Source organism: Pseudomonas sp. FG6 (assembly GCF_057809015.1).
Genome location: NZ_JBMDJD010000030.1, coordinates 45,812 through 72,257, shown reverse-complemented (window position 1 = coordinate 72,257; position 26,446 = coordinate 45,812). Strand labels below are relative to the sequence as shown.

Below are 26,446 nucleotides of genomic sequence, written 5' to 3'. Positions count from 1 at the left end.
GACTGCGCCGGAAGTGGGGCGAATTATAGAGATCCAGAATCTGCCGTCAACCCCTGCTTTCAATTTTTACTCAGATTTCAGTGTGATACGTGCAAAAGCCTTCTTGCCGGCCTGACATACATGGGTGGAACCCAGCTTATATACATAAGTACGATCCACCACTTCACCATCTACACGCACACCAGCCGAACCAAGGAGATCTCGTGCGACCGCCGCATTCTTCACCAGGCCCGCCTTATTAAGGACAGCAGCGATAGGCATATCTTCAGCAGCAACCAACTCGATCTCTGGCAGATCATCCGGCAGCTCGCCATCCTTCATTCTGTTTCCCGCCGCACGGTGAGCACTGGCCGCCGCTTCTTCACCATGGAATCGCGCAACGATTTCTTCGGCCAGCTTGATCTTGATGTCACGCGGATTCGCTCCAGCCTCGACATCTGCGCGCAGGGCATTGATCTCATCCATCGAGCGGAAGCTCAGCAGCTCGAAGTAACGCCACATCAGCACATCAGGAATAGAAACCAGCTTGCTGTACATGACGCCCGGCGCCTCCTGAATGCCGACGTAGTTGCCCAACGACTTGGACATCTTCTTCACGCCATCCAGACCTTCCAGCAGCGGCATGGTCAAGATGCACTGAGCCTCTTGGCCGTATCCACGTTGCAGCTCACGCCCCATCAACAGGTTGAACTTCTGGTCGGTGCCGCCGAGCTCGACATCGGCGCGCAACGCAACCGAGTCATACCCCTGCACGAGCGGATAAAGAAACTCGTGGATGGCAATCGACTGATTGGACTTGTAGCGCTTGTCGAAGTCGTCGCGCTCGAGCATGCGAGCCACGGTGTACTGGGAGGTCAGGCGAATGAAGTCCGCTGGACCCATCTCATCCATCCAGGTGGAGTTGAAAGCCACTTCGGTCTTGGCTGGATCAAGAATCTTGAAAACCTGGGTTTTGTAGGTCTCGGCATTTTCGAGCACCTGCTCACGCGTCAGCGGCGGACGCGTTGCACTCTTCCCACTCGGGTCACCGATCATTCCGGTGAAGTCACCTATAAGGAAGATGACCTGATGGCCCAACTCCTGGAACTGGCGCAGCTTGTTGATGAGCACGGTATGCCCCAGGTGCAGATCAGGCGCCGTAGGGTCAAAACCAGCCTTGATACGCAAAGGCTGCCCGCGCTTGAGCTTTTCGACCAGCTCGGACTCGACCAACAGTTCTTCCGCACCACGCTTGATCAGCGCTAGCTGCTCTTCAACCGACTTCATAACAGACCCGCAAGGCTCAGATTCAAAGGGCCCTAACCATACAAGATCGCGCACCAAATACAAGGTTTGCCAGGCATACGGGCACCAATCCGCAGACAGAGCGTCTGCAGGCTTGCTTCGCAGGGGTTTTGGTTATATTTTATACAGTTATTTCATCTTCATCATGTCATTCATCTTTTCCAATTCAATTTTTTCAAAAGCCAAACTACTTATGACTACAGAACCGTCTAAAGCGCCGCCGCTTTACCCAAAGACCCACCTGCTTGCTGCAAGTGGCATCGCAGCCCTCCTTAGCCTGGCGCTCCTGGTATTCCCTTCCAGTGATGTTGAAGCCAAAAAGACGACTCTGAGCCTTGAACTGGAAAGTCCCGCTGAACAACTGACTCAAGAACAAGACGCCGCGGAATCCATTCAAGCCACAAACGAATCCGCGTCTTCCCCTTTTGCGCAGATTGACGACGGCACCCAGGACGCTGCCGAGACGGCACAGGCGGCAGCGCCTGCAGCGCAAGAAAAGAAAGGCCCGGACCACCGCGAGGTGATCGTTGCCAAAGGCGATACACTGTCCACGCTGTTCGAAAAAGTAGGCCTGCCCTCCACCTCAGTCCACGAGATCCTGGCAAGCGACAAGCAAGCCAAGCAGTTCACCCAGTTGCAGCGCGGCCAGAAACTCGAGTTCGAACTCAATCCAGACGGGCAACTGAACAACCTGCACACCAAGCTGAGCGATCTCGAGAGCATCACCCTGACCAAAAATGACAAGGGGTATGTCTTCAACCGCGTGACTTCCAAGCCTACCGTGCGCTCTGCGTACGCTCATGGCGTTATCAACAGTTCGTTGTCCCAATCGGCAGCACGCGCCGGTCTTTCCCATAGCTTGACCATGGACATGGCCAGCGTGTTTGGCTACGACATCGACTTCGCCCAGGATATTCGCCAGGGTGACGAGTTCGACGTCATCTACGAACAAAAGGTGGTCAATGGCAAAAGTGTCGGCAACGGCCCGATTCTCTCTGCACGCTTCACCAACCGCGGCAAGACATACACCGCGGTTCGCTACACCAACAAGCAAGGTAACAGCAGCTACTACACGGCCGATGGCAATAGCATGCGCAAGGCGTTCATTCGCACGCCGGTCGACTTCGCCCGCATCAGCTCGAAGTTTTCCGCAGGCCGCAAACACCCGATCCTGAACAAGATCCGCGCCCATAAAGGCGTCGACTATGCCGCCCCACGCGGCACCCCCATCAAGGCTGCCGGCGACGGCAAGGTGTTGCTGGCCGGGCGCCGCGGCGGCTATGGCAATACGGTGATCATCCAGCACGGCAATACCTACACCACGCTCTACGGCCACATGCAGGGCTTTGCCAAAGGCGTGAAGACCGGCGGCACGGTCAAGCAAGGCCAGGTGATCGGATACATCGGCACCACCGGGTTGTCCACCGGTCCGCACCTGCACTACGAATTCCAGGTCAACGGCGTCCACGTCGATCCACTTGGGCAGAAGCTTCCAATGGCCGATCCGATCGCCAAATCCGAGCGGGCCCGCTTCCTGGCACAAAGCCAACCACTGATGGCTCGCATGGATCAGGAAAAAGCCACCATGCTCGCCTCGAACAAGCGCTGACCCATGGCGCTTTACATCGGAGTGATGTCCGGGACCAGCCTGGATGGCCTGGACATCGCACTGGTCGAACTGACCCCGACGATCCAATTGATCGCCACGCACTACATTCCCATGCCCGCTCCCCTGCGCACAGAACTGCTCGGCCTGTGCAGCAGCGGGCCTGACGAAATTGCCCGCTCCGCCATTGCCCAGCAGAGCTGGGTGAGACTGGCCGCCGAAGGCATCCATACCTTGCTCGATAAACAAGCGCTCAAACCCGAAGCGGTAAGGGCAATCGGCAGCCACGGTCAGACGATTCGTCACGAACCGGCTCGCGGCTTCACCGTGCAGATCGGCAACCCGGCGCTGCTGAGCGAATTGACTGGCGTGACCGTCGTCGCCGACTTCCGTAGCCGCGACGTGGCCGCCGGAGGGCAAGGCGCCCCTCTGGTTCCTGCATTTCACGAAGCCTTGTTCGAAGAACGCGCCGGCAACCGCGCGGTACTGAACGTGGGCGGCTTCAGCAACCTCAGCCTGATAACTCCCCAGAAGGCCGTAGCGGGCTTCGATTGCGGCCCCGGCAACGTATTGCTCGACGCGTGGATACACCAGCAACGCGGCGAGCATTTCGATCGTGATGGTCAATGGGCTGCTAGCGGACAGGTAGAGCCGAGCCTGCTCAAGGTGCTGCTCAGCGATCCGTTCTTTGTTACCACGGGCCCGAAAAGCACCGGACGCGAAGTGTTCAACCTGCCATGGCTCACCCAACACCTGTCATCCCTGCCCACGTTCCCACCGGAGAATGTGCAGGCGACACTGCTGGAGCTGACAGCCTTGTCCGTCGTCGAGTCGCTGCAAGGCGCCCAGTCGGATACGCAGGAACTGCTGGTGTGCGGTGGCGGCGCGCACAACCGTACGCTCATGAAGCGCTTGGCCGAATTGCTGCCGAACGCCAACGTCACCAGCACGGCCGCATATGGTGTAGACCCGGACTGGGTCGAGGCCATGGCTTTCGCCTGGCTGGCTCATTGTTGCCTTGAAGGCATTCCCGCCAATCGCCCGAGTGTCACTGGCGCCCGCGGCTTGCGCGTGCTGGGTGCCATCTACCCTGCCTGACCCTCACAACCAGATCCCGGACAGCAAAACGCCGCAGGGCCCTAAGGCACTGCGGCGTTTTTTATTGGAACTGTGTCAGACCGAGAACGAAGAACCGCAGCCACAGGTTGTGGTGGCGTTGGGATTCTTGATCACGAACCGCGACCCTTCCAGACCTTCCTGATAATCCACCTCGGCACCGGCCAGGTACTGGAAGCTCATCGGGTCGACCACCAGACTGACGCCTTCGCGCTCGACGATGGTGTCGTCTTCGGCCACTTCCTCATCGAAAGTGAAGCCGTACTGAAAACCTGAACAACCGCCGCCCGTTACAAATACGCGCAGCTTCAAACGATCATTGCCCTCTTCATCGACCAGGCTCTTCACCTTGTGCGCAGCACCGTGGGTGAATTGCAAAGCCGTGGGGGTGAAGGTCTCGACGCTCATGCTGAATATCTCCCGGCGTTGACGCCGCCATAATGCGTAATGGCAGGCATTATCCGCTTCTCCTAGAAAACTGGTCAACTATTTGAGGAGTGGCGGCAAGCCACAAGCCTGAAGCTGCGAGCACGTAGCTAAAAGCTTGCAGCCTGTAACTGCCGTTAAGGCAACATCCCGGCATGGGACAAACCCAGGCGCTCATCAAGCCCGAACAGAATGTTGAGGTTCTGCACCGCCTGGCCGGATGCGCCCTTGACCAGGTTATCGATGACCGACAAGACCACCACCAGATCACCGTCCTGTGGGCGGTGCACTGCGATCCGGCAAACGTTCGCGCCCCTCACGCTGCGGGTTTCCGGATGGCTACCGGCCGGCATTACGTCAACGAACGGCTCATCGGCGTAACGCTTTTCGAACAGCGCCTGCAGGTCCACCGAACGGTCGACGACGGTTGCGTAAAGAGTGGAGTGGATACCACGGATCATCGGCGTCAGGTGTGGCACAAAGGTCAGGCCGACATCTTTGCCCGCCGCCCGACGCAACCCCTGGCGAATTTCCGGCAGATGACGGTGCCCTTTGACGGCGTATGCCTTCATGCTTTCCGAGGTTTCGGAATACAGCGAACCCACGCTGGCACCACGTCCGGCACCGCTGACACCGGACTTGCAGTCGGCGATCAGTCGCGAAGCATCGGCCAGACCGGCTTCGAGCAGTGGCAGGAAGCCCAGTTGCGTTGCAGTCGGATAGCAACCCGGCACCGCAATCAGCCGTGCCTGCCTGATTTTCTCGCGATTGACTTCCGGCAACCCATAGACCGCTTCGTCCAGCAGGTCCGGTGCGCCGTGGGGCTGGCCGTACCATTTGGCCCATTCGTCCGCATCTTGCAGACGGAAGTCCGCCGACAGGTCGATGACCTTGGTCCCGGCGGCCAACAGCTCACCCGCCAGGGCGTGGGCGACGCCATGCGGCGTGGCGAAGAACACCACGTCACAGGCACCGAGGGTCTTGATGTCCGGCACGCTGAATGCCAGGCCGTCGTAATGGCCGCGCAGGTTCGGGTACATGTCCGCCACGGCCAGGCCGGCCTCGGATCGCGAGGTGATGACCACCACCTCAGCTTGCGGATGCTGTGCCAACAGACGCAGCAGTTCGACACCGGTGTAACCCGTGCCGCCGACGATACCGACCTTGACCATAAACCTGCCCTCAACGAACCCACTGGAAAGCCGTCGATAATAGGGGCCGCGCAGCCCGGCGACAACCGCCAAGGTGACGTGCGGCCGCTCTAACCTCTACTATCGGGCTACCGTGAATCTGGGAATAACCAAAAATGCTCTATCTGTGGCTCAAAGCACTTCACATTGTCAGCATGGTTTGCTGGTTTGCAGGCCTGTTTTACCTGCCTCGCCTGTTTGTCTATCACGCCCAAAGCGAAGACAGCATCAGCAAGGAACGCTTCTGTGTCATGGAGCGCAAGCTGTATCGCGGCATCATGGGCCCGGCGATGATCGCGACCCTGGTGTTCGGCATCGGATTGCTGAGCCTGAATGCGAGCGCGTACTTCAGCCAAGGTGGCTGGATGCACACCAAGCTGACCCTGGTGGTGCTGCTGATCGGCTATCACCATATGTGCGGCGCACAGCTCAAGCGCTTCGCCCGTGGCGAAAACACCCGCAGCCATGTCTTTTATCGCTGGTTCAATGAGGTACCGGTACTGATATTGCTGGCTATCGTCATCCTGGTCGTCGTGCGTCCGTTCTAACCCTTCGCCGCACAACTGCTCGGCGCAGATTCGGCCTACTGCACAATGCGCTTCACCGGTACCACTGGAAGTCATGCGCCTGACGCCTATAAAGAGATGTTGCTCACATCCGGGGCCGCAGACATCGTGCATACTCCTATGGCCTGCAGTGTACCGGCCTGTTTCATGCGCCAGAGCCAGGAAAACCCAACAAACACTTAACTTTCAAAGACAAGGATGCCGGGCATGAGTGAAACCCGTTTCAATATCGTATTCGACGGAGCCCTGATGCCGGGCGTCGATAGCGGCACCGCCAAACTCAACCTCGCCGAGTTGTTCAAGAGTGACGTCAGCGCCATTGAACGACTGTTCAGCGGGCGCAAGGTGGCCCTTAAAAGCAACCTGTCCCAGAACGAGGCGCAGAAGTATCTGGAAGCGCTCAACAAAAGCGGGATCGATGCGCGCATCGAAGCCGAGCCATCCCTGCAACTGAACCTCGGCGAGGTACAGGAGTCGCCTCACCCAGCAGGCGAACGCCACTCCGATTCGATCATCGACCCGGTTTCCCCGTACGCGCCTCCCCGGGCCCAGGTCGGCGAAGCACTTGCCGAATACAGTACGCTAAAGCCATTCAGCTTCGATGGACGCATCGGGCGCCTGCGCTACCTGGCCTGGACCATGGTGTTGACGCTGGCCATGTTGCCGGTCGTCGGCCTGGGCTTCTGGTTCGCCATGGGCTCGCTGCTGGCCTCCGACTCGATGGCCACACTGGTCGTCGGCGGCCTGTTCGCCGTGGTCATCCTGCTCGCTTTTGCCTTCGTGAGTATCCAGTTCAGCGTGCAGCGCCTGCACGACCTGGGGTGGTCCGGCTGGCTGTGGCTGATCAACCTCGTGCCATTTGTCGGTAGCATTTTCCCCTTCGTGCTCTTCATCGCTCCGGGCAATGCCGGTGCCAATCGCTACGGTCCGCCACCGCCTCCCAACAGCACCGCCGTCAAGGTCCTTTCGTGGTTGTGGGTCGTCATGATCGTACTGATGTTCGTCGGTCTTCTGGCCGGCGCGTTCAGCGGCCTCACCGAGGAATACGACAACAGCTCCCTGAGCAGCTATGAAAGCAGCGAATCCAGCGGTGATACCAGCGAAGAACCTGCTGCCGAAGCAGCCGAGTCGCCCTCGCCTTCTGTAGACTATGAAGAAGAGGAACAATAAGCGCGCTTCCTGCCGGTGACAGCCCAGTCCACCGGCGGCGGGCTGTCGCGATGGAGAACTGCATGACCCGTTACGCCCTGATCACTGGCGCATCCAGTGGCATTGGTCTGGCCATGGCCGAAGCACTGGCACGGCGCGGCCGTGACCTGATACTGGTGGCTCGACAGCGTGATCGGCTGGAAAGTATTGCCATGGAACTGACTCAACGCTTTGGCGTGGAAGTACTGTTCCGGGCGTGTGACCTGGGGGAACCGTTGAGGCTTTCGGGGTTTCTCCTGGAGCTGGAAGAGGGCGAGCGGCAGATCGACCTGCTCGTCAACTGCGCCGGCATCGGCACCAGCGGCCCGTTCCTGGGCCAGGACTGGATGACCGAGCAGGACCTGATCGAAGTCAACATCCTGGCCCTGACCCGCCTGTGCCATGCCGTAGGCAACAGCATGGCGCTGCATGGCGGCGGCCAGATACTCAACGTCGCATCGATCGCCGCGTTCCAGCCTGGCCCCTGGATGAGTACCTACTACGCCAGCAAGGCCTATGTGTTGCACTTCTCCGAAGCCTTGCGGGTCGAACTCAAGAAATGCGCAATCAAGGTTTCGGTGCTTTGTCCCGGTCCCACCCGGACCAGCTTCTTCGCCAGGGCCCAGTTGGATGAGCAGACATTCAACGACAAATCGATGATGAGCCCGGAAGAAATTGCGCTGTACACCGTGCGCGCACTCGACCGCAACCGGGCCATCATCATTCCCGGGCGCCGCAATCGCTGGCTGGCCGCGTTGCCGCGACTGGGCTCGCGATGGCTAGTGCGCAACCTTTCGGGCATGGTCAACAAGGCCCACTGCCCACACTGATGCCCGTGAGATTGAAAAACCAGGCTTGGCGCCTCGGCCTTGAGTACACTCGACTTCGACTAACCCATGGAGAAACCGCTTTGGATACTCTGTTTACCAAGATCATCAACCGGGAGATCCCGGCGAAGATCATCTACGAGGATGACCAGGTCCTGGCATTCCACGACATCGCCCCCCAGGCCCCCGTGCACTTCCTGGTCATTCCCAAAAAGCCGATCCGCACGCTTAACGACCTGACCGAAGAAGACAAAGGCCTGGCCGGACATATCCTGTTCACGGCCCAGCGTCTGGCGCTGGAATTGGGTTGCGAGGAAGGTTTTCGCGTGGTGATGAATTGCAATGAACTGGGTGGACAAACCGTCTATCACATTCATATGCACGTGCTGGGGCAGCGCCAGATGCACTGGCCTCCGGGTTGATGGCCTTGACCCAGCACAAATCTTCAGCGGCCGATTGGGTTAAACTGGCCGCCGTGATTTTTCCTGGAGGTAAGCATGACTACCCAACGTCACTACTCGCCGATTGACCGTCTGCTGCTGCAAGCCGACGCCGCGATGCGGACGCTGCTGCCTTTCAGCGGCCAGCCATACCGTCCGTCGCCGGCGATCGTACAGCCCGATGCGCAAATGAGTGACGAGCAAACCCGCCACGTCGCTGGGCTGATGCGCATCAACCACACCGGCGAGGTCTGCGCCCAGGCGCTGTATCAAGGCCAGGCGCTGACGGCGAAGCTGCCGCAGGTGCGCAAAGCGATGGAGCATGCTGCCGAGGAAGAGATCGACCATTTGGTCTGGTGCGAACAACGCATCCGCCAATTGGGCAGTCATACCAGCGTCCTGAACCCATTGTTCTATGGCATGTCATTCGGAATCGGCGCGGTGGCCGGGCTGATCAGCGACAAGGTCAGCCTTGGTTTCGTCGCGGCAACCGAACATCAGGTGTGCAAACACCTGGATGACCACCTGGACCAACTTCCGGCCGAGGATGAAAAGTCCCGGGCAATCCTGGAGCAGATGCGGGTCGATGAGGAGCAGCATGCTGAAAGTGCGCTTGAGGCGGGGGGCTTTCGCTTTCCGGCTCCGGTGAAGTTCGGCATGAGCCTGCTGGCCAAGGTCATGACCAAGAGTACTTATCGGGTCTGATAGCGCTTATCGGCGGGAGCGGTAGAGGTTGATGCACCGGCCTCCCACTTGCATTAAAAAAGGCGACAACCCAACGGTTGTCGCCTTTTTTGTACCCAATCTTCCCCGCTGCGAATTAACTGCCGCAACCAGCAGACATCGATTCAACCCAACTCGATGATTTCATAATCATGGGTGATTTCGACACCGGCGGCGCCGAGCATGATCGAGGCCGAGCAGTACTTCTCGGCGGACAGCTCAATGGCACGCTTGACCTGGGCCTCCTTCAGCGCTCGTCCCTTCACCACAAAGTGCATGTGGATCTTGGTGAACACCTTCGGATCCTCGGTGGCGCGCTCCGCTTCCAGAAAGGCTTCGCAGCTTTCCACGGCCTGGCGGGACTTCTTCAGAATGCTGACCACATCGAAGTTGCTGCAGCCACCCACGCCCAGCAAGAGCATTTCCATCGGCCGTACACCCAGGTTCCGACCGCCGGCCTCTGGCGGCCCGTCCATGACCACCACATGACCGCTGCCCGATTCACCGAGGAACATGGCTTCGCCAGCCCATTGGATGCGTGCCTTCATCGCCAAGACTCCACTGTTAAAAAAGGTCGCCAGCTTAGCACAGCGTTCCAGCATGACAGTCCCCGCCTTAGGACACCGGGCGTCTGTATGTAGGTAAATTCTCCAATCAAGTAGGGATGCCTCTGTTAAGCTGGCGCTACATCGCTGGCTTATGGCCAGCTTTTTGCGATAGCCATTCGCCCTAATAAAAAAACCAAATCACTTATTGAGCAGTCTTTCGGGATACAACCATGGTTGCCATTACTCCCACACTCAAGATCAAGAACCTCGACAAACTGCTGATGCATTGCCAGCGGCGCCGTTATCCGGCCAAGCACAACATCATTTGCGCCGGCGACCGTTCCGACACCCTGTTTTTCATCACCAAGGGGTCGGTGACCATCCTCATCGAGGACGACGAAGGTCGGGAAATGATCATCGCCTACCTCAACTCCGGAGATTTCTTCGGCGAACTGGGGCTGTTCGAACAGGCGGGCAGAGAGCAGCACCGTAGCGCCTGGGTGCGAGCCAAGGTCGAATGCGAGGTTGCGGAAATCAGCTACGCCAAATTCCGGGAACTGTCCCTGCAGGATCCGGACATTCTTTACGTGCTCAGCGGACAAATCGCACAGCGCCTGCGTAACACTACGCGCAAAGTTGGCGATCTCGCGTTTTTTGACGTGACCGGACGAGTCGCCCGCTGCCTGCTGGAGTTGTGCAAGCAGCCCGACGCCATGACTCACCCCGACGGTATGCAGATCAAGGTCACCCGCCAGGAAATCGGCCGGATCGTCGGCTGTTCTCGCGAAATGGTCGGACGTGTCCTCAAGGATCTGGAAGAACGCAACCTGGTCAACGTCAAAGGCAAGACCATGGTGGTGTTCGGAACACGCTAAGCGTCGAGCAAACGGCTCAGCAACGTCAGATACAGTGCCTCAAGTTGCTCCACGGCGTCAGGCGCCGGGAATTTTTCATGCAAGGCAATGTGGCTCTCGGCACGAACCCGTTGCTCCAGGCCGCACGCTTCATTGAAGCGGTTGACCGCCGCGACCATGGATTCACGCTCGTTCTCCAGCAACAATGCGCCATGGACCAGGCCCACCGGACGCTGGCCGCCCTTGCTCTGGCGCCAGCGCTGAGCCGTGCCGACCATTTTTCGGCCGTCGAGATTGACGTTGAATCGTCCATCGCAAAACGCGCCCGGCACCTCACCCAGCGAAGCCACTCCGCCCAACTCATCCAGCAGTTGGCAAATAGGGTCGCATAAACGCCGATAGGCGGTTTCGATCCGTCCGTGATCGCCTTCGCTACGCGGTGGCGCGTAAACGAGGGCGATGTTGACGGTAGCGGACGATTGCGGCACCGGCTCACCGCCGGTTTCGCGCAACAGGACTGGCCAGCCATGGGCGGCCGATACCTGGCAGGCGTGTTCGAACCCAGGCAGGCGACTCAAGCGGCGCGGCATGACCAGCGCACGGTCATGGGGTTGCCAGAACAGCAAGCCGAACTCCGCCTCGCCCGCACAAATGCTGGCCAGCAGGTCTTGTTCGGCTTGCAGGCCGGCTTCGACGGTCAGGGAGATCACTGGCGACATTGAATCAGTCCAGGGTCGAGCCGCTCACGGGCAGGCCGCGCTCAGGAAAGAACAGTCGTTGCAGTTCCGTACCCGGGTTCTCGGCACGCATGAACGCCTCGCCCACCAGGAACGAATACACATCGCTGACTTCCATCAACTCGACGTCGGCCCGGTTGAGAATGCCACTTTCGGTGATGACCAGGCGATCGCGCGGGATCCGAGGCAACAGGTCCAGGGTGGTTTCCAGGCTGACCTCAAAGGTATGCAGGTTACGGTTATTCACGCCGACCAGCTTGGTATCGAGGGTTTTCAAGGCTCGCTCCAGCTCTTCGCCGTCGTGGACTTCCACCAGCACGTCCAGGCCCACGCCCTTGGCCACCGCCGCCAGCTCGGCCATTTTCACGTCGTCCAGGGCAGAAACGATCAGCAGCACGCAATCGGCACCCAACGCGCGAGCCTCGACAATCTGGTAGGGGTCGATCATGAAATCCTTGCGGATCACCGGCAGTTTGCAAGCCGCACGCGCCTGTTTGAGGTAATCGTCCGCGCCTTGGAAAAAGTCGACGTCGGTCAACACCGAGAGGCAGGTGGCCCCACCCTTTTCATAGCTCTTGGCAATGTCGGCCGGAACGAAATGCTCACGGATGACGCCCTTGCTCGGGGAGGCCTTCTTGATTTCGGCGATGACCGCCGGCTGCTTCTTCTTGGCCTGATCGATCAGGGCCTGGGCAAAGCCGCGAGGTGCATCGGCTGAGCGCGCCAGATTTTCAAGCTCAGCCAGGCTGACCCGAGCACGGCGCTCGGCCACTTCCTCAGCTTTGCGAGCCAGGATTTTTTCCAGAACCGTTGGCACGCTCATCCTTCATTCTCCACTTTGAATACGGCGGTAAATGCCCCCAGCTCCTCGAGCTTCTCCCTGGCAAGGCCGGTGTGCAGGGCATCATGGGCCAGTTCCACGCCTTGCTTGAGGCTGCTGGCATGGTCGGCGGCGTACAACGCCGCACCGGCATTGAGTACGATCATCTCGGCGGCCTTCTGGCCATTCTCGGTCTTGCGACGTCCCAGGGCATCGCGAATCAGCTCCAGCGACTGGCTCGGCCCATCGACCGCCAGGCCGTGGAGGCTCTGGCTCTTCATGCCCAGGTCTTCAGGTTCGACCCAATACTCGCTGATCTGATCATTTTTCAGCTCAGCCACAAAGGTTGGAGCCGCCAGGCTGAATTCGTCCAGGCCGTCCTTGGAGTGAACCACCAGCACGTGCTTGCTGCCCAGACGCTGCAGCACCTCGGCCAATGGCCGGCACAGCGCCTGGCTGAATACACCCACCACTTGGTGTTTCACGCCAGCCGGATTCGTAAGCGGGCCGAGCATGTTGAACAGCGTGCGCAAGCCCAGGTCACGACGGGGTGCCGCGGCATGCTTCATGGCGCGGTGATGGGTCTGGGCAAACATGAAGCCGATGCCGACGTTGTCGATGCAGCGCGCGACCTGGACCGGGGTCAGGTTCAGGTAGATGCCAGCGGCCTCCAGTAAGTCGGCGCTACCGCTCTTGCCGGAAACCGCACGGTTGCCATGCTTGGCCACGGTGCAGCCGGCCGCCGCGACGACGAAAGCCGAGGCGGTGGATACGTTGAAAATGTTCGCGCCGTCACCGCCGGTACCGACCACATCCACGACGCCGTCCAGGGTCTTGAGCTCGACCTTGTCGGCCAACTCGCGCATCACCGAAACGGCACCGACGATTTCATCGATGCTCTCGCTCTTCATGCGCATGGCCATCATGAACGCACCAATCTGTGCCTCGGTGCATTGGCCGGTCATGATCTCGCGCATCACGTCGCGCATCTCATCGGTGCTCAGGTCGAGATGGCCGACGATACGGCTCAGGGCTGTCTTGATATCCATGAAAAGTCCTTAGCGCGTGCCGCCGGTTTGTTTGAGGAAGTTGGCAAACAGCTCGTGACCCTGTTCAGTGAGAATAGACTCGGGATGAAATTGCACCCCCTCGATGTTCAAGGTCTTGTGGCGCAGGCCCATGATCTCATCCACCGAACCGTCTTCATGTTGGGTCCACGCGGTCAGCTCAAGGCAGTCTGGCAGCGTTTCGTGCTTGACGACCAACGAGTGATAGCGAGTGACGGTCAGCGGGTTATTCAGCCCTTCGAACACGCCCTTGTCTTCGTGGAACACCGGGCTGGTCTTGCCGTGCATGACTTGTCGGGCGCGCACGACGTCGCCGCCGAACGCCTGGCCGATCGACTGATGCCCCAGGCAGACGCCCAGAATCGGCAGTTTGCCAGCGAAATGCTTGATAGCGTCGATGGAAATGCCCGCTTCGGTCGGCGTGCATGGGCCGGGTGAAACCACAATGCGCTCAGGCTTGAGGGCTTCGATTTCGGCGATGGTCAATTCGTCGTTGCGCACCACCTTGACCTCGGCGCCCAGCTCGCCAAGGTACTGCACAACGTTGTAGGTAAAAGAGTCGTAATTATCGATCATCAGTAACATGGCGTAAGCAACCTATAGAATTCTGACTTAAATAGAGTCTTCGAAGAGTGGCCCAATGGATGGGTCAACCGTTCGAGGTCTGCTCGGCCAGCGCCACGGCCCGGAACATGGCCCGACGCTTGTTCAGGGTTTCTTCCCACTCCAACGCCGGCACCGAGTCGGCGACGATGCCGCCACCGGCCTGCACGTGCAGCTCACCGTCCTTGATCACGGCGGTGCGGATGGCGATGGCCGTGTCCATGTTGCCGTTCCAGGCGAAGTAACCCACGGCCCCGCCGTACACGCCACGCTTGACCGGCTCCAGTTCGTCGATGATTTCCATCGCGCGGATTTTCGGCGCGCCGGACAAGGTGCCGGCCGGCAGGATCGCCCGCAGGGCGTCCATCGCCGTGAGCCCGGCCTTCAACTGGCCGGTGACGTTGGAGACGATGTGCATCACGTTGGAATAGCGCTCGATGACCATCTTCTCGGTGAGCTTCACCGAACCGATTTCCGAGACCCGCCCGGTGTCGTTGCGCCCCAGGTCGATCAGCATCAGGTGCTCGGCAATTTCCTTGTCGTCCGACAGCAGGTCCTCTTCCAGCGCCCGGTCGGCTTCTTCCGTCGCGCCCCGGGGACGGGTGCCGGCGATCGGCCGCACGGTGATCAGGTTGTCTTCGACCCGCACCAGCACTTCCGGCGAGCTGCCCACGACATGGAAGTCGCCGAAGTTGAAGAAGTACATGTAGGGCGTCGGGTTGAAGCAACGCAGTGCCCGGTAGAGATCGATGGGCGCCGCCTTGAAGTCGATGGACATCCGTTGCGACGGCACGACCTGCATGCAGTCGCCGGCCAGGATGTATTCCTTGATGGTGTCGACGGCCCGTTCGTAATCACCCTGTGTGAAGCTGGAACGGAACACCGGATCGGCCACTGACTGTTTGCTGAAGTCCAGGCCCGGGCGCGGGGTGATCGGCTGGCGGAGTTTTTCCAGCAGCGCCTGCAGGCTCTGCTGGCCTTGCTCGAAGGCCTCTTCCCGGGACGGATCGGCCAGGACGATAGCGTGCATCTTGCCGGCGAGGTTATCGAAGACGACAACGGCGTCGGACACCATCAGCAAGATGTCCGGCACGCCCAGCGGATCGGGGTTCGGGCAGGTGCCCAGGCGTTTTTCCACGTAGCGCACGCAGTCGTAGCCGAAATAGCCCACCAGGCCGCCGTTGAAGCGCGGCAGGCCAGGGATGGTCGGCACGTTGTAGCGGGCCTTGAAGGTTTCGACGAAGGCCAGCGGGTCTTCGACCTCGTGGCTCTCGATCTCGATGCCGTCATGGGTCACGCTGATGCGATGGCCGTGGACCCGCAGCACGGTGCGGCATGGCAAGCCGATAATGGAGTAGCGGCCCCATTTTTCGCCACCCTGCACCGATTCGAGCAGGTAGGAGTTGGGCTGGTCGGCCAGCTTGAGGTAGATCGACAGCGGCGTGTCGAAGTCGGCCAGGGTTTCGCAGGCAAGCGGGATGCGGTTGTAGCCGGCAGCGGCTAGACGCAGGAATTCTTCGCGGATCATGGTGTGCCTCGTGGCAAGAGGAGCTGACAGTCAGGTATGCAAACGCGCCGGATAACCGGCCAGGATCACGTCAGGCGCGCCAACGCCAACGGGCCAGGGCCTTGATGACTTTCATCCAGAGTTTGCGAGTGACCACCACGATGGCGTTTCCAGAAGAGGATTGAACAGCGTCGGGCAACGTTATCTCAGCCGCCGAGTCCAGGCAACCGGGAATTAACAGGCGCAAATCGTCGATGACCAGGGTTGGAAACTCTTCGGCGATGGGCCGGCCATGGTTGTAGCCGTAACTCAGTGCCACGCATTTGACCCCTGCCCCTTTCGCCGCCAGCACATCGCTGCGCGAATCGCCGACGAACAGCGACTGGGAAGCCGGAATGTTGGCCATTTTCATTACGAAGAACAGCGCGGCCGGGTCAGGCTTTTTCTGCGGCAAGGTATCGCCGCCGATGATCCAGCGGAAGTAGCGGCCGATCTTCATCTGATCCAGCAACGGGGCGACGAAGCGCTCCGGCTTGTTGGTGATCAGCGCCATTTCCACGCCTTGCTTCTTCAGCCATTTGAGGGTGGAGCGCACGCCGGGGTAGACCACCGTCAGTTGGTGATTGTCCTCGTAGGCTTCGTTGAACAGCGCCAGCGCCTGCTCGGCCTCGGCATCGTCGACGCCCTGGGCGTCGATGTGATTGGCCAGCGCACGGCGCACCAGCGTCGGCGCGCCGTTGCCGACCCACTGACGCACCGCGTCGAGGCCGGCAGGTGGGCGCCCGAGCTTGAGCAGCATGGTGTCCACGGCCGCCGCAAGGTCCGGGACCGAATCGACCAACGTGCCATCGAGGTCGAACATCACCAGACGCGGCAGGCTGCCGGGGAACAGCTGCTCGAAACCGCTCATGGGCGTGCCAGGGCCAGTTCGGCGCGCATCTTCGCGATCACTTCTTGGTAGTCGGGGGCGTTGAAGATCGCCGAACCGGCGACGAACGTGTCGGCGCCAGCGGCGGCGATTTCACGGATGTTGTTCACGTTCACGCCACCGTCGATTTCCAGGCGAATGTCACGGCCCGAGGCATCGATCAGTGCACGGGCTTCGCGCAGCTTGTCGAGGGTGCCGGGGATGAACTTCTGCCCGCCGAAGCCAGGGTTGACGCTCATCAGCAGAATCATGTCGACCTTGTCCATCACGTACTTGAGTACGTCCAGGGGTGTTGCCGGGTTGAACACCAGGCCAGCCTTGCAACCGCCCTCGCGGATCAGCTGCAAGGAGCGATCGACATGCTGCGTGGCTTCGGGGTGAAACGTGATGTAGGTCGCGCCGGCCTCGATGAAGTCGCCGACGATGCGATCCACCGGACTGACCATCAGGTGCGCATCGATCGGCGCGGTGATGCCGTACTTGCGCAGCGCCGCGCAGACCATCGGACCGATGGTCAGGTTGGGTACGTAGTGGTTGTCCATGACATCGAAGTGCACGATGTCGGCCCCGGCGGCCAGAACGTTGTCCACTTCTTCGCCAAGGCGGGCGAAGTCGGCGGAGAGAATCGACGGAGCAATAGCGAAGGGCTGCATGACGCACCTGTTTTGAGCAAAATCACGATGGCGCGCATTGTATACCTCCAGATTTGGCGCGCCCACCGCGACAAACGATCAATACGCCGCACGGTAGATCTTCTCGATATCGCTCACGCTCAATTTGCGCGGGTTGTTGCGCATCAACCGCTCGATGCCTGCCGCCTCCACTGCCATGGACGCAATCACGTCCTGGGTCACACCCAGGGCGCTCAGGTGCTTGGGGATTTCCACGGCGGCACACAGCGCGACCAACGCCTCGACGGCTTCGTCCGCGGCCTCGGGATCGCTCAGGTGTGCGGTCTTGATGCCCATGGCTTCGGCTACATCACGCATGCGCTCGACACAGGCCAATTTGTTCCAGGCCATGACGTGGGGCAGCAGCAGCGCATTGGCGACGCCATGGGAAATGTGAAAGCGCCCACCCAGCGGGTAGGCCAGCGCATGCACCGCACCGACCCCGGCGTTACCGAAGGCCATGCCGGCCATCAGGCTGGCGGTGGCCATGTCCTCGCGGGCTTGCAGGTGCGCGGGGTTGGCGTAGGCCTTGGGCAGCGCACGGATGATCAGCTTGATGGCGCCAATGGCCAAGGCATCGGTGATGGGCGAGGCGTTCAGCGACAGATAGGCCTCGATGGCATGGGCCAGCGCATCGACGCCGCTGGCGGCGGTCACGTGGCGCGGACAGGTGAGGGTCATCTGCGGGCTCACCAGCGCCACATCCGGCAGCAGGTAGTCGCTGACGATGCCTTTCTTCAACTGCGCGGCCTTGTCCGAAAGGATCGCCACGTTGGTGACTTCCGAACCGGTACCGGCCGTGGTCGGGATAGCGATCAGCGGTGGGCCTTTGCGCGGCACCTGGTCGACGCCGAACATGTCTTCCAGCTCGCCATGGTAGCCCGCATAGACGCCGACACACTTGGCGATATCGATGGCGCTGCCGCCCCCCAGGCCGATCAGGCCATCATGGCCGCCGTCGCGATAGGCCTGCATGCAGTCTTTGACAATGGCAATTTCCGGATCGGGCATGACCCTGTCGAAAATCTCGTAGTCACGCCCGCCCAAGTGTTGCAGGGCCTGTTCGACAACGCCCGCCTTGACCAGCGCGGCGTCGGTGACGATCAGCGGGTTGTCGACATCCAGCCGCGTCAACTCGGCCGCCAGTTGTTCGATGGCGTTCACACCGGTGAGCAGTTTGTGGGCGATCTTGAATGAGGAAAGACTCATGTGCGCGGCCTCTTATTCGAGTGTGGGCTGGCACAAGGATAGCTCGGTATTGAGGGAATGGTCCGCTATTCGACCGATGAGCCACCCTTTGTGGGAGCAAGGCTTGCCCGCGATGACGATGGTACATGCAACGCCTCTTCAAGCTGACCCACCGCTATCGCGAGCAAGCTTTGCTCCCACAGATCTCGTGGCGAATATTGGGTCTGTGAATACCCAAGCCCTGTGGGAGCAAGCAGGTACAACAATGACCGTCAGGCCTGGGTACGCAGCTTCTCACTGCGCCCACGCAGCCATTCCAGGGTCAGCAACAGGATCACCGAGAACGCGATCAGCAGTGTCGCCGCCGCCGCAATGGTCGGGCTGAGGTTTTCGCGGATACCGCTGAACATCTGCCGTGGCAAGGTGGCCTGTTCGGGACCGGCGAGGAACAGGGTCACGACCACCTCATCGAACGACGTCGCGAAGGCGAACAACGCGCCGGAGATCACCCCCGGGGCGATCAACGGCAGGGTCACCCGGCGGAACGTCGTCAAGGGTGAAGCCCCAAGGCTGGCGGCGGCGCGCACCAGGTTGTGGTTGAACCCCTGCAAGGTCGCCGAAACCGTGATGATGACGAACGGCACACCCAGCACGGCGTGGACCACAATCAGCGAAATAAAGCTGTTGCCCAACCCCAGCGGCGCAAAGCACAGGTAACTGGCGACGCCGATGATCACCACCGGCACCACCATCGGCGAAATCACCAAGGCCATCACCAGCGCCTTGCCCGGGAAATCGCCGCGGGTCAGGCCGATGGCCGCCAGCGTACCGAAGACCATCGCCAGCAACGTCGCCGCCGGGGCGACGATGATGCTGTTCTTCAGGGCCCGCATCCATTCGGCCGAGGCAAAGAAATCGTGATACCACTGCAGCGAGAAGCCTTGCAACGGGTACACCAGGAAACTGCCGGAGTTGAACGACAGCGGCACGATCACCAGCACCGGCAGGATCAGGAACAGCAGGATCAAGCCGCACAGCGTGCGCGAGCAGTAAAACCAGACCCGTTCGACGGGGGACATGTAAGGACTCAGCATTTCGATCTCCCCTTAGCTCAGGCGCAGGCGACTGGCGCCTACCAGCCAGCTGTAAATCAGATAAAGCACGATGGTCGCCAGCAACAGCAGCCCGCCGAGTGCCGTGGCCATGCCCCAGTTGATGCTGGTGTTGGTGTAGAACGCCACGAAGTAACTGACCATTTGATCGTTCGGGCTGCCCAGCAAGGCCGGGGTGATGTAGTAGCCGATGGCGAGGATGAACACCAACAGGCAACCGGCGCCGACACCGGCATAGGTCTGCGGGAAATACACCCGCCAGAAGCTGGCGAACGGATGACAGCCCAGGGAAATCGCCGCCCGCATGTAAGTGGGCGAGATGCCTTTCATCACGCTGTAGATCGGCAGGATCATGAACGGCAGCAGGATATGCACCATGGAGATGTACACGCCGATGCGGTTGAACACCAACTCCAGGGGCTTGTCGATGACGCCCATGGCCAACAAGGCGCTGTTGATCAAGCCGCCGGACTGCAACAACACGATCCACGCCGCCACCCGCACCAGGATCGAGGTCCAGAATGGCAACAGCACCAGGATCATCAGCAGGTTGCTCTGGCGCGACGGCAGGTTCGCCAACAGGTACGCCAGCGGATAGGCCAGCACCAGGCAGATCGCGGTGATGACCAGGCCCATCCAGAAGGTACGGGCGAAAATGTCGAGATAGATCGCCTGGTCGGGGGTGGCCGTGGCCAGTTCGCCGAGGTCGTCGATGCGGTGATCGACGGCCGCCAGCAGGTAATACGGGGTAACGTTACTGGTGTTGCGGCGGATCACCTGCCAGTACGCGGGGTCGCCCCAGCGCTCGTCGAGGTTTTCCATGGCTTCTTTATAAGAGGCCGGCTCGGTGGCAAACGGCAATGCCCGAGCGGTCTTGGTCAGCAGGCTGCGATAGCCGGCCAACTCCATGTTCAGGCGCTTGGACAAATCGCCCAGGGTCTGGCTCTTGCGGGCCTCGGCCAGGTCTTCGCTGGCGGCCTTGTACACAGGCTCGCCCGGCAATCCACGTCCGTCCCAGGCAGCGACCGCAGCGACGGTGCGCGGCATGGCGCTGACCACCTCCGGGTTGCTGACGCTCTTGAACAGCAGCGCCACGATCGGCACCAGGAACACCAGCAACAGAAACAGCACCAACGGCGCGATCAACGCCTGGGCTTTCCAGCGGTTGACCCGCTCCGCGCGCTTGAGCCGCTGCTTGAGGGTGGGGCTGGTGCCCGCGTTCAGTGGAACGGCGATGGCCATGGCGAACTCCGCAAATCTTTTTATCGTTACAGGGGCGGCGAGGCCGCCTCTGTTGTGTTGGAACCGCAACCTGCGGAAACGAGTCATTGTGGCGAGCGAGCTTGCTCGCGCTGGGCTGCGAAGCGGCCCCAAAATTCTGTCGGCAACGCCAATTTTGTGAGTGCTGCGCACTCAAGCGGGAGCAAGCTCCCTCGCCACAAAAACCCCTTCACTCAGGACGCTTGGGTTACTTCGCAGCCCAGGAATTGAAGCGCTGTTCCAGTTGCTCGCCGTTGTCAGCCCAGAAGCTGACGTCGATCTGCACCTGGTTGGCGATGTTTTCCGGGGTGGTCGGCATGTCCTTCAGGACATCCTTGGCCAGCAACGGCACAGCCTGGGTGTTGGCTGGGCCGTAGGCGATGTTTTCCGAGTAGGTCTTCTGCTGTTGCGGTGCCACCGAGAAGGCGATGAATTTCTTCGCCGCTTCGGCGCGGGTCTTGTCCAGGCCGCGTGGGATCGCCCAGGCGTCGAAGTCATAGATACCGCCGTTCCACACCACTTTCAGGTTGCTTTCTTTTTGCACAGCGGCGATCCGGCCGTTGTAGGCCGAGCTCATGACCACGTCACCGGAGGCCAGGTATTGCGGTGGTTGTGCACCGGCTTCCCACCACTGGATGTTCGGCTTGAGTTCGTCGAGTTTCTTGAAGGCGCGGTCCTGGCCGTCCTTGCCCGCCAGCACCTTGTAGACGTCTTTCGGCGCCACGCCGTCGGCCATCAGGGCGAATTCCAGGGTGTATTTGGCGCCCTTGCGCAGGCCGCGCTTGCCCGGGAATTGCTTGGTGTCCCAGAAGTCCGCCCAACTGGTGGGTGCGGTTTTCAGTTTGTCGGCGTTGTAGGCCAGCACGGTCGACCACACGAAGAACCCTACGCCGCAAGGCTGGATGGCGCCCTTGACGTAGTCCTCGGCCTTGCCGAACAGGGCCGGGTCCAGTTGCTCGAACATGTCTTCGTCGCAGCCACGGGACAGTTCCGGCGATTCGACTTCCACCAGGTCCCACGAAACGCTCTTGGTGTCGACCATGGCCTTGACCTTGGCCATTTCGCCGTTGTACTCGCCAGCGACGATCTTGCCGTGACCGGCGGCTTCCCAGGGTGCGTAGAAGGCTTTGACCTGAGCCGCCTTGTTCGCCCCACCGAAAGACACCACGGTCAGGTCCGGGCCTGCCGCCATCGCGCTTGCCGCACCCATCATGCCCAGGGTCAGGGCTGTGAACTTAAGGGATCTCAACATTTATTGTTCTCTCCACGTGCAGGGTTGGTGTTGGTACAGCAGGGGGCGATCAATTCGCCTCTAGAAGGGGATCGAGCGCACGCACATGCTCGACTTGCCAGCCAAGCGGAACCACGTCCCCGACGGTGAGCCCCGGATCGAGCTCGGCAATCGGCTGTTTCACGAAGAAGTCGTTTTTGCCGCAGACTTCCAGGCGAACCCGGACGTGGTCGCCCAGATAGATGAATTCCGCCACCCTCCCTGAGAAGCGGTTGACGCATTGTTCGCTGACACCGTTGAGGCTAACCCGCTCCGGACGGATCGACAGGGTCACCGGCTCGCCGGGCTTGCCGACGTTGACCGCCAGCGCCTCGACTTTCTCGCCGCGCCCCAGCTCTACCAGGCAACGGTCGCCGGTCTGGCTGTGCAACCGGCCATTGAGGCGGTTGTTCTCGCCGATGAAATTGGCGACGAAAGTGTTTTTCGGCTCTTCATACAGGGTGCGCGGTGGAGCGATCTGCTGGATTTCGCCCTGGTGGAACACCGCCACGCGGTCGGACATGGTCAAGGCTTCGCCCTGGTCGTGGGTCACGTAGACCACGGTCACGCCAAGGCGCTGGTGCAGGTGCTTGATTTCCATCTGCATGTGTTCGCGCAGTTGCTTGTCCAACGCACCGAGGGGTTCGTCCATCAGTACCAATTGCGGCTCGAACACCAAAGCCCGGGCCAGCGCCACCCGCTGCTGCTGGCCGCCGGACAGTTGCGCCGGGTAACGCTGGGCGAAGGTGTCCAGCTGGACCATGCTCAAGACACGCTTGACCCGATCGCTCACGTCGCTCTTGTTCAAGCCACGTACGGTCAACGGGAAGGCCAGGTTTTCGGCGACGGTCATGTGCGGGAACAAGGCGTAGTTCTGGAACACCATGCCGATGTCACGCTTGTGGGGCGGTACGTTGTTGATCGAGCGACCGGCCAGCAGGATCTCACCGGCGGTCGGGGTTTCGAACCCGGCGAGCATCATCAGGCTGGTGGTCTTGCCGGAGCCGGACGGCCCGAGCAAGGTCAAAAATTCGCCCTTGCGAATCTCCAGGTTGAGGTCCTTGACGATCAGGTTCTCGCCGTCGTAGCTCTTTTGCACACCACGAAAGCTGACCAGCACATCACCGGTCCCCGCACTTGAATCGACATGGCTCATACCCGCACCTTTTGTATTGATGACTGCTTGTGAATCAAGCCTAGTGGAGCCTCGGGTTCGCGCAAATCGGGGCGCAGGAGAGAATCGCCTCAGCCGGATGGAAGCGTCGGGGTAGGGATTGCCCTACAGCGATGGCGGGATTGGATAAAAGCAGTGGCGAGTTTTGAGCGACAAGCTTCAAGCAGGGGCAACAGCGCGGTCGAGGAGTTGTCGCAAATGGATATGCCGACACGCCCCCCCTGTGGCCTTAGAGCAGCTTATGCTCCATCGCGTATTTCACCAGCTCGGCCAGTGAGGTGATGTTGAGCTTCTGCATCAATCGCGCCTTGTGGGTGCTGATGGTCTTGCTGCTCAAGGCCAGTTGCTGGGCAATGTCATTGACGTTGGCGCCGTGGGCCAGGCGCTCGAAGACCGAGAACTCACGCTCGGACAGCAGTGAATGCAGGGGCCGGGTATCGGTCAGGCCGACTTCGAAGACCATCCGGTCGGCCAGGTCCGGGTCGATGTAGCGTCCACCCGAGGCCACCTTGCGGATCGCCATGAGCAGCAATGCTGGATCGCTGTCCTTGGTCGCGTAGCCGGCGGCGCCGACTTTCAATGCACGAGCGGCCATCTGCGCCTCGTCATGCATCGACAGCACCAGGATAGCCGGCGGATTGTTCAGCGCGCGGATCCGTGGGATCGCCTCCAGGCCGTTGACGCCCGGCATGGAAATATCCAGCAGCACCACCTCGCAAGGCACGTGGCGCAAGGCTTCGAGCAACTGTTCGCCGTTGCTCGCCTCTCCCGCCACCACCAGGTCCTTGGCCAGGCCGATCAGTTGCTTGATGCCTTCGCGGACGATGGTGTGGTCTTCGGCTACCAGTACACGGATCACGTTCTTCTCCAGGTTCACGATCTCATCGCGATAGGGCCAGCGCAGGCAATTCACCCTCAGGACTCATGCAACGGCACCCGCACCGCCAGGGTCGTCCCCTCCCCCGGCTCGCTTTCCAGCGACAATTGCCCGCCCATGATCAACACCCGCTCACGCATGCCTACCAGGCCGAAGGACGTCGGGCGCTGTTCAGTTGCCACAAATCCTACACCGTCGTCGCTGACGGTCAGACATAATTCGTCGCCTTGCCGGGTCAGCGTCACCTCTACGGTATGCGCCTGGGCATGGCGCATTACGTTGGTCAGCGCCTCCTGGAGAATCCGGAACAGGCCGGTGGCCTTGGCGTCGCTCAGGGCCGGCAAGTTCTCCGGCACCTGCACCAGGCAAGGGATCTGCGTGCGCGCTTCGAAGCGCCGGGCCTGCCATTCGATGGCCGAGGCGATGCCCGCATCGAGGATCGGCGGGCGCAGGGCCGTGGCCACATCTCGCACCAGTTGGAAGAGCTGGGCAATCAGACGCTTCATGCTGTTGAGCCGTTCATGCAGGCCCGGGTCCAACTGCGCGTAGGCCAATTCGCACATTGAGGTCTCCAACTTCAACACCGTCAGCATCTGGCCCAGCTCGTCGTGAACTTCCCGGGCAATACGGGCCTTTTCCTCTTCCCGCACGCTTTCCAGGTGCGCGGACAACTCACGCAATTGCTCCCGGGAACTGGCCAGTTCCAGTTCGATGCGCTTGCTTTCGGTGATATCCCAGACAATACCGTCCCAGACATAGGCACCGTCCTCCAGTCGACGGGTGATGGCCTTGATCTCGGCCCATCGTTCCCGGCCTTCGCGGGTCAGGATGCGGCCTTGCCAGGACCAGTCACTGTCACTGTCCAGGGCCTGGTCCTGGGTGCGGTGGTAGCCGGCCTTGTCGTCCGGGTGCACCAGGCTGCGCAGGCCGGTGTCACTGCGGGCGAGGGTCGCGGGGGAATAACCCACCAGGCTTTCGCTGCCCTCGCTGATGTAGGCAAAGTCGATCTGGCCGTTCACGGGCGAACGTTCCAGGCGAAACACCAGCCCCGGCACGTTGGCGGCAATACCTTGCAGGCGCGCCTCGCTTTCACGCAACGCCGCCAGGGCCCGGCGCCGCTCCGTCACGTCGGTGAGATAGACCACCAGGTACTCGGCGTCGCGAAAACGCAGAAAGCTCAAGGACACATCCGCCGGCAGAACGCTGCCATCGGCCCGCACGCATTCGGTCTCGAAGCTCTGCGGCCCGTCGTCGCTGGCCCGGGCGCGCTTCCACAGGTTCAGCCAGCGGTCCATATGCAGGCCGGGCTCGAAGTCGATCAGCGGCCGATCGATGATGGCGCCCGGGGCATAACCGAGCATCGTTTCGGCGGCGCGGTTGGCATAGCGCACATGGCTGTCCCAGTTGACCCAGAGAATGCCGACGGTGCTCTGGTCGATGGAGAACTGCGTCAGACGCAAGGCCTCCTCGCTGGCGGCACGCTGGGCGATGTCCTCGCGCGCGGCACGCAGCCGACGCTCCAGGCCACGCTGCTGGCGACGCTGCCAGAACACGACGGCGATACTGCTGAGCAGCAGGATCAGTATCAACAAGGCCAGGTTCTGCCAGAAACCCGGGGTCTCGGTCAGGCGTGGGTATTTGGGCTTGAGCCAACGGCTGTGCAGTTGCTCCAGTTCCTTGGCCGGAATCGCCTGCAAGCCACGGTCGATGATCTCGGCCAACTCCGGCCAGTCCTTGCGAGTCGCCACCCGGAGCAATTGCGGCAGCCCGATATCGCCGACCACCGCCAGGTTGGCGAACTCGGGCTCGACCATCAGCCGCCCCAACTGTGCCTCATCGATCACGGCGTATCGAGCCTGCTGGCTCAGCAACAATTGCAGGGCCTCACGTTCGCTCGGCACACCTTGCGTATTCAACATCGGGTAGTTGCTGCGCAGGTAATCGGCCGTGGCACTGGGCATGCGCACGGCGACCCGGACCTGGGCGTCGAGCTTTTCCAGCTCCACACCTTCGGCGCCCTTCTGCTCGCCGACGATCAACTGCGGCACTCGCAAATAAGGATCGGAAAACTGCCAGAGCCTGAGCCCAACCGGGGTTTGCATCAGGCCCGGGGCGATATCCACTTCACCGTCGCGCACGGCGGCTTCCAGTTGCGCCAGGTCCTGGAAGTTGCGCCAGGTCAGCTCGACGTTCAACGCCTTGCCCAAGCCCTGCATCAACTCGACATTGGTCCCGGATAACCGCTGCAAACGCCGGTCGTACTGCGCGTACGGTGCTTGCAAGACCAGGCCGACCCGCAATTGCGGATGCTCGGCCAGCCACTGGCGCTGTTGCACAGTCAATTGCACGCCATGGGCCGTCGGCGCGGGCGCGGCCCAGGCCATCAAGGGAAGCCATAAACAGCCGATAACCCACAGGCAGCAAAAACGCATCATCGAAGTCTCATGCACTGACAAATACTGAC

26 protein-coding genes and 1 pseudogene are annotated in these 26,446 nt (G+C 60.8%); 9 read left to right on the top strand and 18 right to left on the bottom strand.

What is annotated here, in order from left to right:
• Positions 1-66 precede the first annotated feature (66 nt).
• Positions 67-1,266 carry a tyrosine--tRNA ligase gene (tyrS, locus tag ACODSJ_RS19040; protein ID WP_489103200.1) on the bottom strand — a complete coding sequence of 400 codons (1,200 nt, stop codon included), beginning with the start codon at positions 1,264-1,266 and terminating at the stop codon, positions 67-69.
• A gap of 211 nt (positions 1,267-1,477) precedes the next feature.
• On the opposite strand from tyrS, the gene ACODSJ_RS19035 reads away from it, so the two are divergent.
• Positions 1,478-2,893, top strand: coding sequence for a peptidoglycan DD-metalloendopeptidase family protein (locus ACODSJ_RS19035; RefSeq protein WP_489103204.1), 1,416 nt, complete (start codon positions 1,478-1,480; stop codon positions 2,891-2,893).
• Between the two features lie 3 nt (positions 2,894-2,896).
• Positions 2,897-3,988 carry an anhydro-N-acetylmuramic acid kinase gene (locus tag ACODSJ_RS19030; RefSeq protein ID WP_489103199.1) on the top strand — a complete coding sequence of 364 codons (1,092 nt, stop codon included), beginning with the start codon at positions 2,897-2,899 and terminating at the stop codon, positions 3,986-3,988.
• A gap of 75 nt (positions 3,989-4,063) precedes the next feature.
• Here the strand turns inward: ACODSJ_RS19030 and erpA are convergent, their stop codons facing one another.
• Positions 4,064-4,414, bottom strand: coding sequence for an iron-sulfur cluster insertion protein ErpA (erpA, locus tag ACODSJ_RS19025; RefSeq protein ID WP_489103198.1), 351 nt, complete (start codon positions 4,412-4,414; stop codon positions 4,064-4,066).
• Between the two features lie 155 nt (positions 4,415-4,569).
• Positions 4,570-5,604 carry an N-acetyl-gamma-glutamyl-phosphate reductase gene (gene argC, locus ACODSJ_RS19020; RefSeq protein WP_489103197.1) on the bottom strand — a complete coding sequence of 345 codons (1,035 nt, stop codon included), beginning with the start codon at positions 5,602-5,604 and terminating at the stop codon, positions 4,570-4,572.
• 134 nt (positions 5,605-5,738) lie between these two features.
• On the opposite strand from argC, the gene hemJ reads away from it, so the two are divergent.
• From hemJ to coq7, 6 genes and pseudogenes are all read left to right on the top strand, one after another.
• Positions 5,739-6,170 (top strand): protoporphyrinogen oxidase HemJ, encoded by a 432-nt coding sequence (hemJ, locus tag ACODSJ_RS19015; RefSeq protein ID WP_489103196.1) that lies wholly within the window; start codon positions 5,739-5,741, stop codon positions 6,168-6,170.
• A 6-nt stretch (positions 6,171-6,176) separates the two neighbouring features.
• A pseudogene (locus ACODSJ_RS19010) lies at positions 6,177-6,353 on the top strand (nitronate monooxygenase); the annotation flags it as partial.
• A gap of 42 nt (positions 6,354-6,395) precedes the next feature.
• Positions 6,396-7,358: a DUF805 domain-containing protein gene (locus ACODSJ_RS19005; protein WP_489103195.1), complete on the top strand. Its 963-nt coding sequence runs from the start codon at positions 6,396-6,398 to the stop codon at positions 7,356-7,358.
• A gap of 62 nt (positions 7,359-7,420) precedes the next feature.
• On the top strand, positions 7,421-8,206 hold the full coding sequence (locus tag ACODSJ_RS19000) for an SDR family NAD(P)-dependent oxidoreductase (protein ID WP_489103194.1): 786 nt from the start codon (positions 7,421-7,423) through the stop codon (positions 8,204-8,206).
• 80 nt (positions 8,207-8,286) lie between these two features.
• The gene (locus tag ACODSJ_RS18995) at positions 8,287-8,625 is read left to right on the top strand and encodes a histidine triad nucleotide-binding protein (protein ID WP_072405750.1); all 339 of its coding nucleotides are present in this window, start codon (positions 8,287-8,289) and stop codon (positions 8,623-8,625) included.
• A 75-nt stretch (positions 8,626-8,700) separates the two neighbouring features.
• Entirely contained in the window at positions 8,701-9,348 is a 648-nt protein-coding gene (coq7, locus tag ACODSJ_RS18990) for a 2-polyprenyl-3-methyl-6-methoxy-1,4-benzoquinone monooxygenase (RefSeq protein ID WP_489103193.1), read from the top strand.
• Positions 9,349-9,491: 143 nt separating this feature from the next.
• Here coq7 and ACODSJ_RS18985 read toward each other — a convergent pair whose 3' ends face one another.
• Entirely contained in the window at positions 9,492-9,914 is a 423-nt protein-coding gene (locus ACODSJ_RS18985; protein WP_003206127.1) for an OsmC family protein, read from the bottom strand.
• A 230-nt stretch (positions 9,915-10,144) separates the two neighbouring features.
• On the opposite strand from ACODSJ_RS18985, the gene crp reads away from it, so the two are divergent.
• Positions 10,145-10,789 carry a cAMP-activated global transcriptional regulator CRP gene (crp, locus tag ACODSJ_RS18980; protein WP_489103192.1) on the top strand — a complete coding sequence of 215 codons (645 nt, stop codon included), beginning with the start codon at positions 10,145-10,147 and terminating at the stop codon, positions 10,787-10,789.
• Here the strand turns inward: crp and ACODSJ_RS18975 are convergent.
• From ACODSJ_RS18975 to ACODSJ_RS18910, 14 genes are all read right to left on the bottom strand, one after another.
• Positions 10,786-11,487: a lipoate--protein ligase family protein gene (locus ACODSJ_RS18975; protein ID WP_489103191.1), complete on the bottom strand. Its 702-nt coding sequence runs from the start codon at positions 11,485-11,487 to the stop codon at positions 10,786-10,788. The two genes, crp and ACODSJ_RS18975, sit on opposite strands and share 4 nt — an antisense overlap.
• A gap of 4 nt (positions 11,488-11,491) precedes the next feature.
• Positions 11,492-12,328, bottom strand: coding sequence for an indole-3-glycerol phosphate synthase TrpC (gene trpC, locus ACODSJ_RS18970; RefSeq protein WP_489103190.1), 837 nt, complete (start codon positions 12,326-12,328; stop codon positions 11,492-11,494).
• Positions 12,325-13,374, bottom strand: a complete 1,050-nt coding sequence (gene trpD / locus ACODSJ_RS18965; RefSeq protein ID WP_489103189.1) for an anthranilate phosphoribosyltransferase — start codon at positions 13,372-13,374, stop codon at positions 12,325-12,327. The genes trpC and trpD overlap by 4 nt, the downstream gene beginning before the upstream one ends.
• 9 nt (positions 13,375-13,383) lie before the next feature.
• A complete protein-coding gene (locus ACODSJ_RS18960; RefSeq protein WP_489103188.1) occupies positions 13,384-13,977 on the bottom strand; it encodes an aminodeoxychorismate/anthranilate synthase component II in 594 nt (197 codons plus the stop codon).
• Positions 13,978-14,041: 64 nt separating this feature from the next.
• The gene (gene trpE / locus ACODSJ_RS18955) at positions 14,042-15,523 is read right to left on the bottom strand and encodes an anthranilate synthase component I (protein WP_489103187.1); all 1,482 of its coding nucleotides are present in this window, start codon (positions 15,521-15,523) and stop codon (positions 14,042-14,044) included.
• Positions 15,524-15,593: 70 nt separating this feature from the next.
• The gene (locus tag ACODSJ_RS18950; RefSeq protein WP_489103186.1) at positions 15,594-16,412 is read right to left on the bottom strand and encodes a phosphoglycolate phosphatase; all 819 of its coding nucleotides are present in this window, start codon (positions 16,410-16,412) and stop codon (positions 15,594-15,596) included.
• Positions 16,409-17,083, bottom strand: coding sequence for a ribulose-phosphate 3-epimerase (gene rpe, locus ACODSJ_RS18945; protein WP_489103185.1), 675 nt, complete (start codon positions 17,081-17,083; stop codon positions 16,409-16,411). The genes ACODSJ_RS18950 and rpe overlap by 4 nt, the downstream gene beginning before the upstream one ends.
• A 78-nt stretch (positions 17,084-17,161) precedes the next feature.
• Positions 17,162-18,310 carry an iron-containing alcohol dehydrogenase gene (locus ACODSJ_RS18940; RefSeq protein ID WP_489103184.1) on the bottom strand — a complete coding sequence of 383 codons (1,149 nt, stop codon included), beginning with the start codon at positions 18,308-18,310 and terminating at the stop codon, positions 17,162-17,164.
• Positions 18,311-18,561: 251 nt separating this feature from the next.
• Entirely contained in the window at positions 18,562-19,383 is an 822-nt protein-coding gene (locus ACODSJ_RS18935) for an ABC transporter permease (protein WP_489103183.1), read from the bottom strand.
• A 12-nt stretch (positions 19,384-19,395) separates the two neighbouring features.
• Positions 19,396-20,643 (bottom strand): ABC transporter permease, encoded by a 1,248-nt coding sequence (locus ACODSJ_RS18930; RefSeq protein ID WP_489103182.1) that lies wholly within the window; start codon positions 20,641-20,643, stop codon positions 19,396-19,398.
• A gap of 226 nt (positions 20,644-20,869) precedes the next feature.
• Positions 20,870-21,913: an ABC transporter substrate-binding protein gene (locus tag ACODSJ_RS18925; protein ID WP_489103181.1), complete on the bottom strand. Its 1,044-nt coding sequence runs from the start codon at positions 21,911-21,913 to the stop codon at positions 20,870-20,872.
• A gap of 49 nt (positions 21,914-21,962) precedes the next feature.
• Positions 21,963-23,087, bottom strand: a complete 1,125-nt coding sequence (locus tag ACODSJ_RS18920; RefSeq protein ID WP_489103180.1) for an ABC transporter ATP-binding protein — start codon at positions 23,085-23,087, stop codon at positions 21,963-21,965.
• A gap of 247 nt (positions 23,088-23,334) precedes the next feature.
• The gene (locus ACODSJ_RS18915) at positions 23,335-23,964 is read right to left on the bottom strand and encodes a response regulator (RefSeq protein ID WP_489103203.1); all 630 of its coding nucleotides are present in this window, start codon (positions 23,962-23,964) and stop codon (positions 23,335-23,337) included.
• A gap of 56 nt (positions 23,965-24,020) precedes the next feature.
• Positions 24,021-26,417 (bottom strand): PAS domain-containing sensor histidine kinase, encoded by a 2,397-nt coding sequence (locus ACODSJ_RS18910; protein WP_489103179.1) that lies wholly within the window; start codon positions 26,415-26,417, stop codon positions 24,021-24,023.
• Between the last annotated feature and the right edge of the window lie 29 nt (positions 26,418-26,446).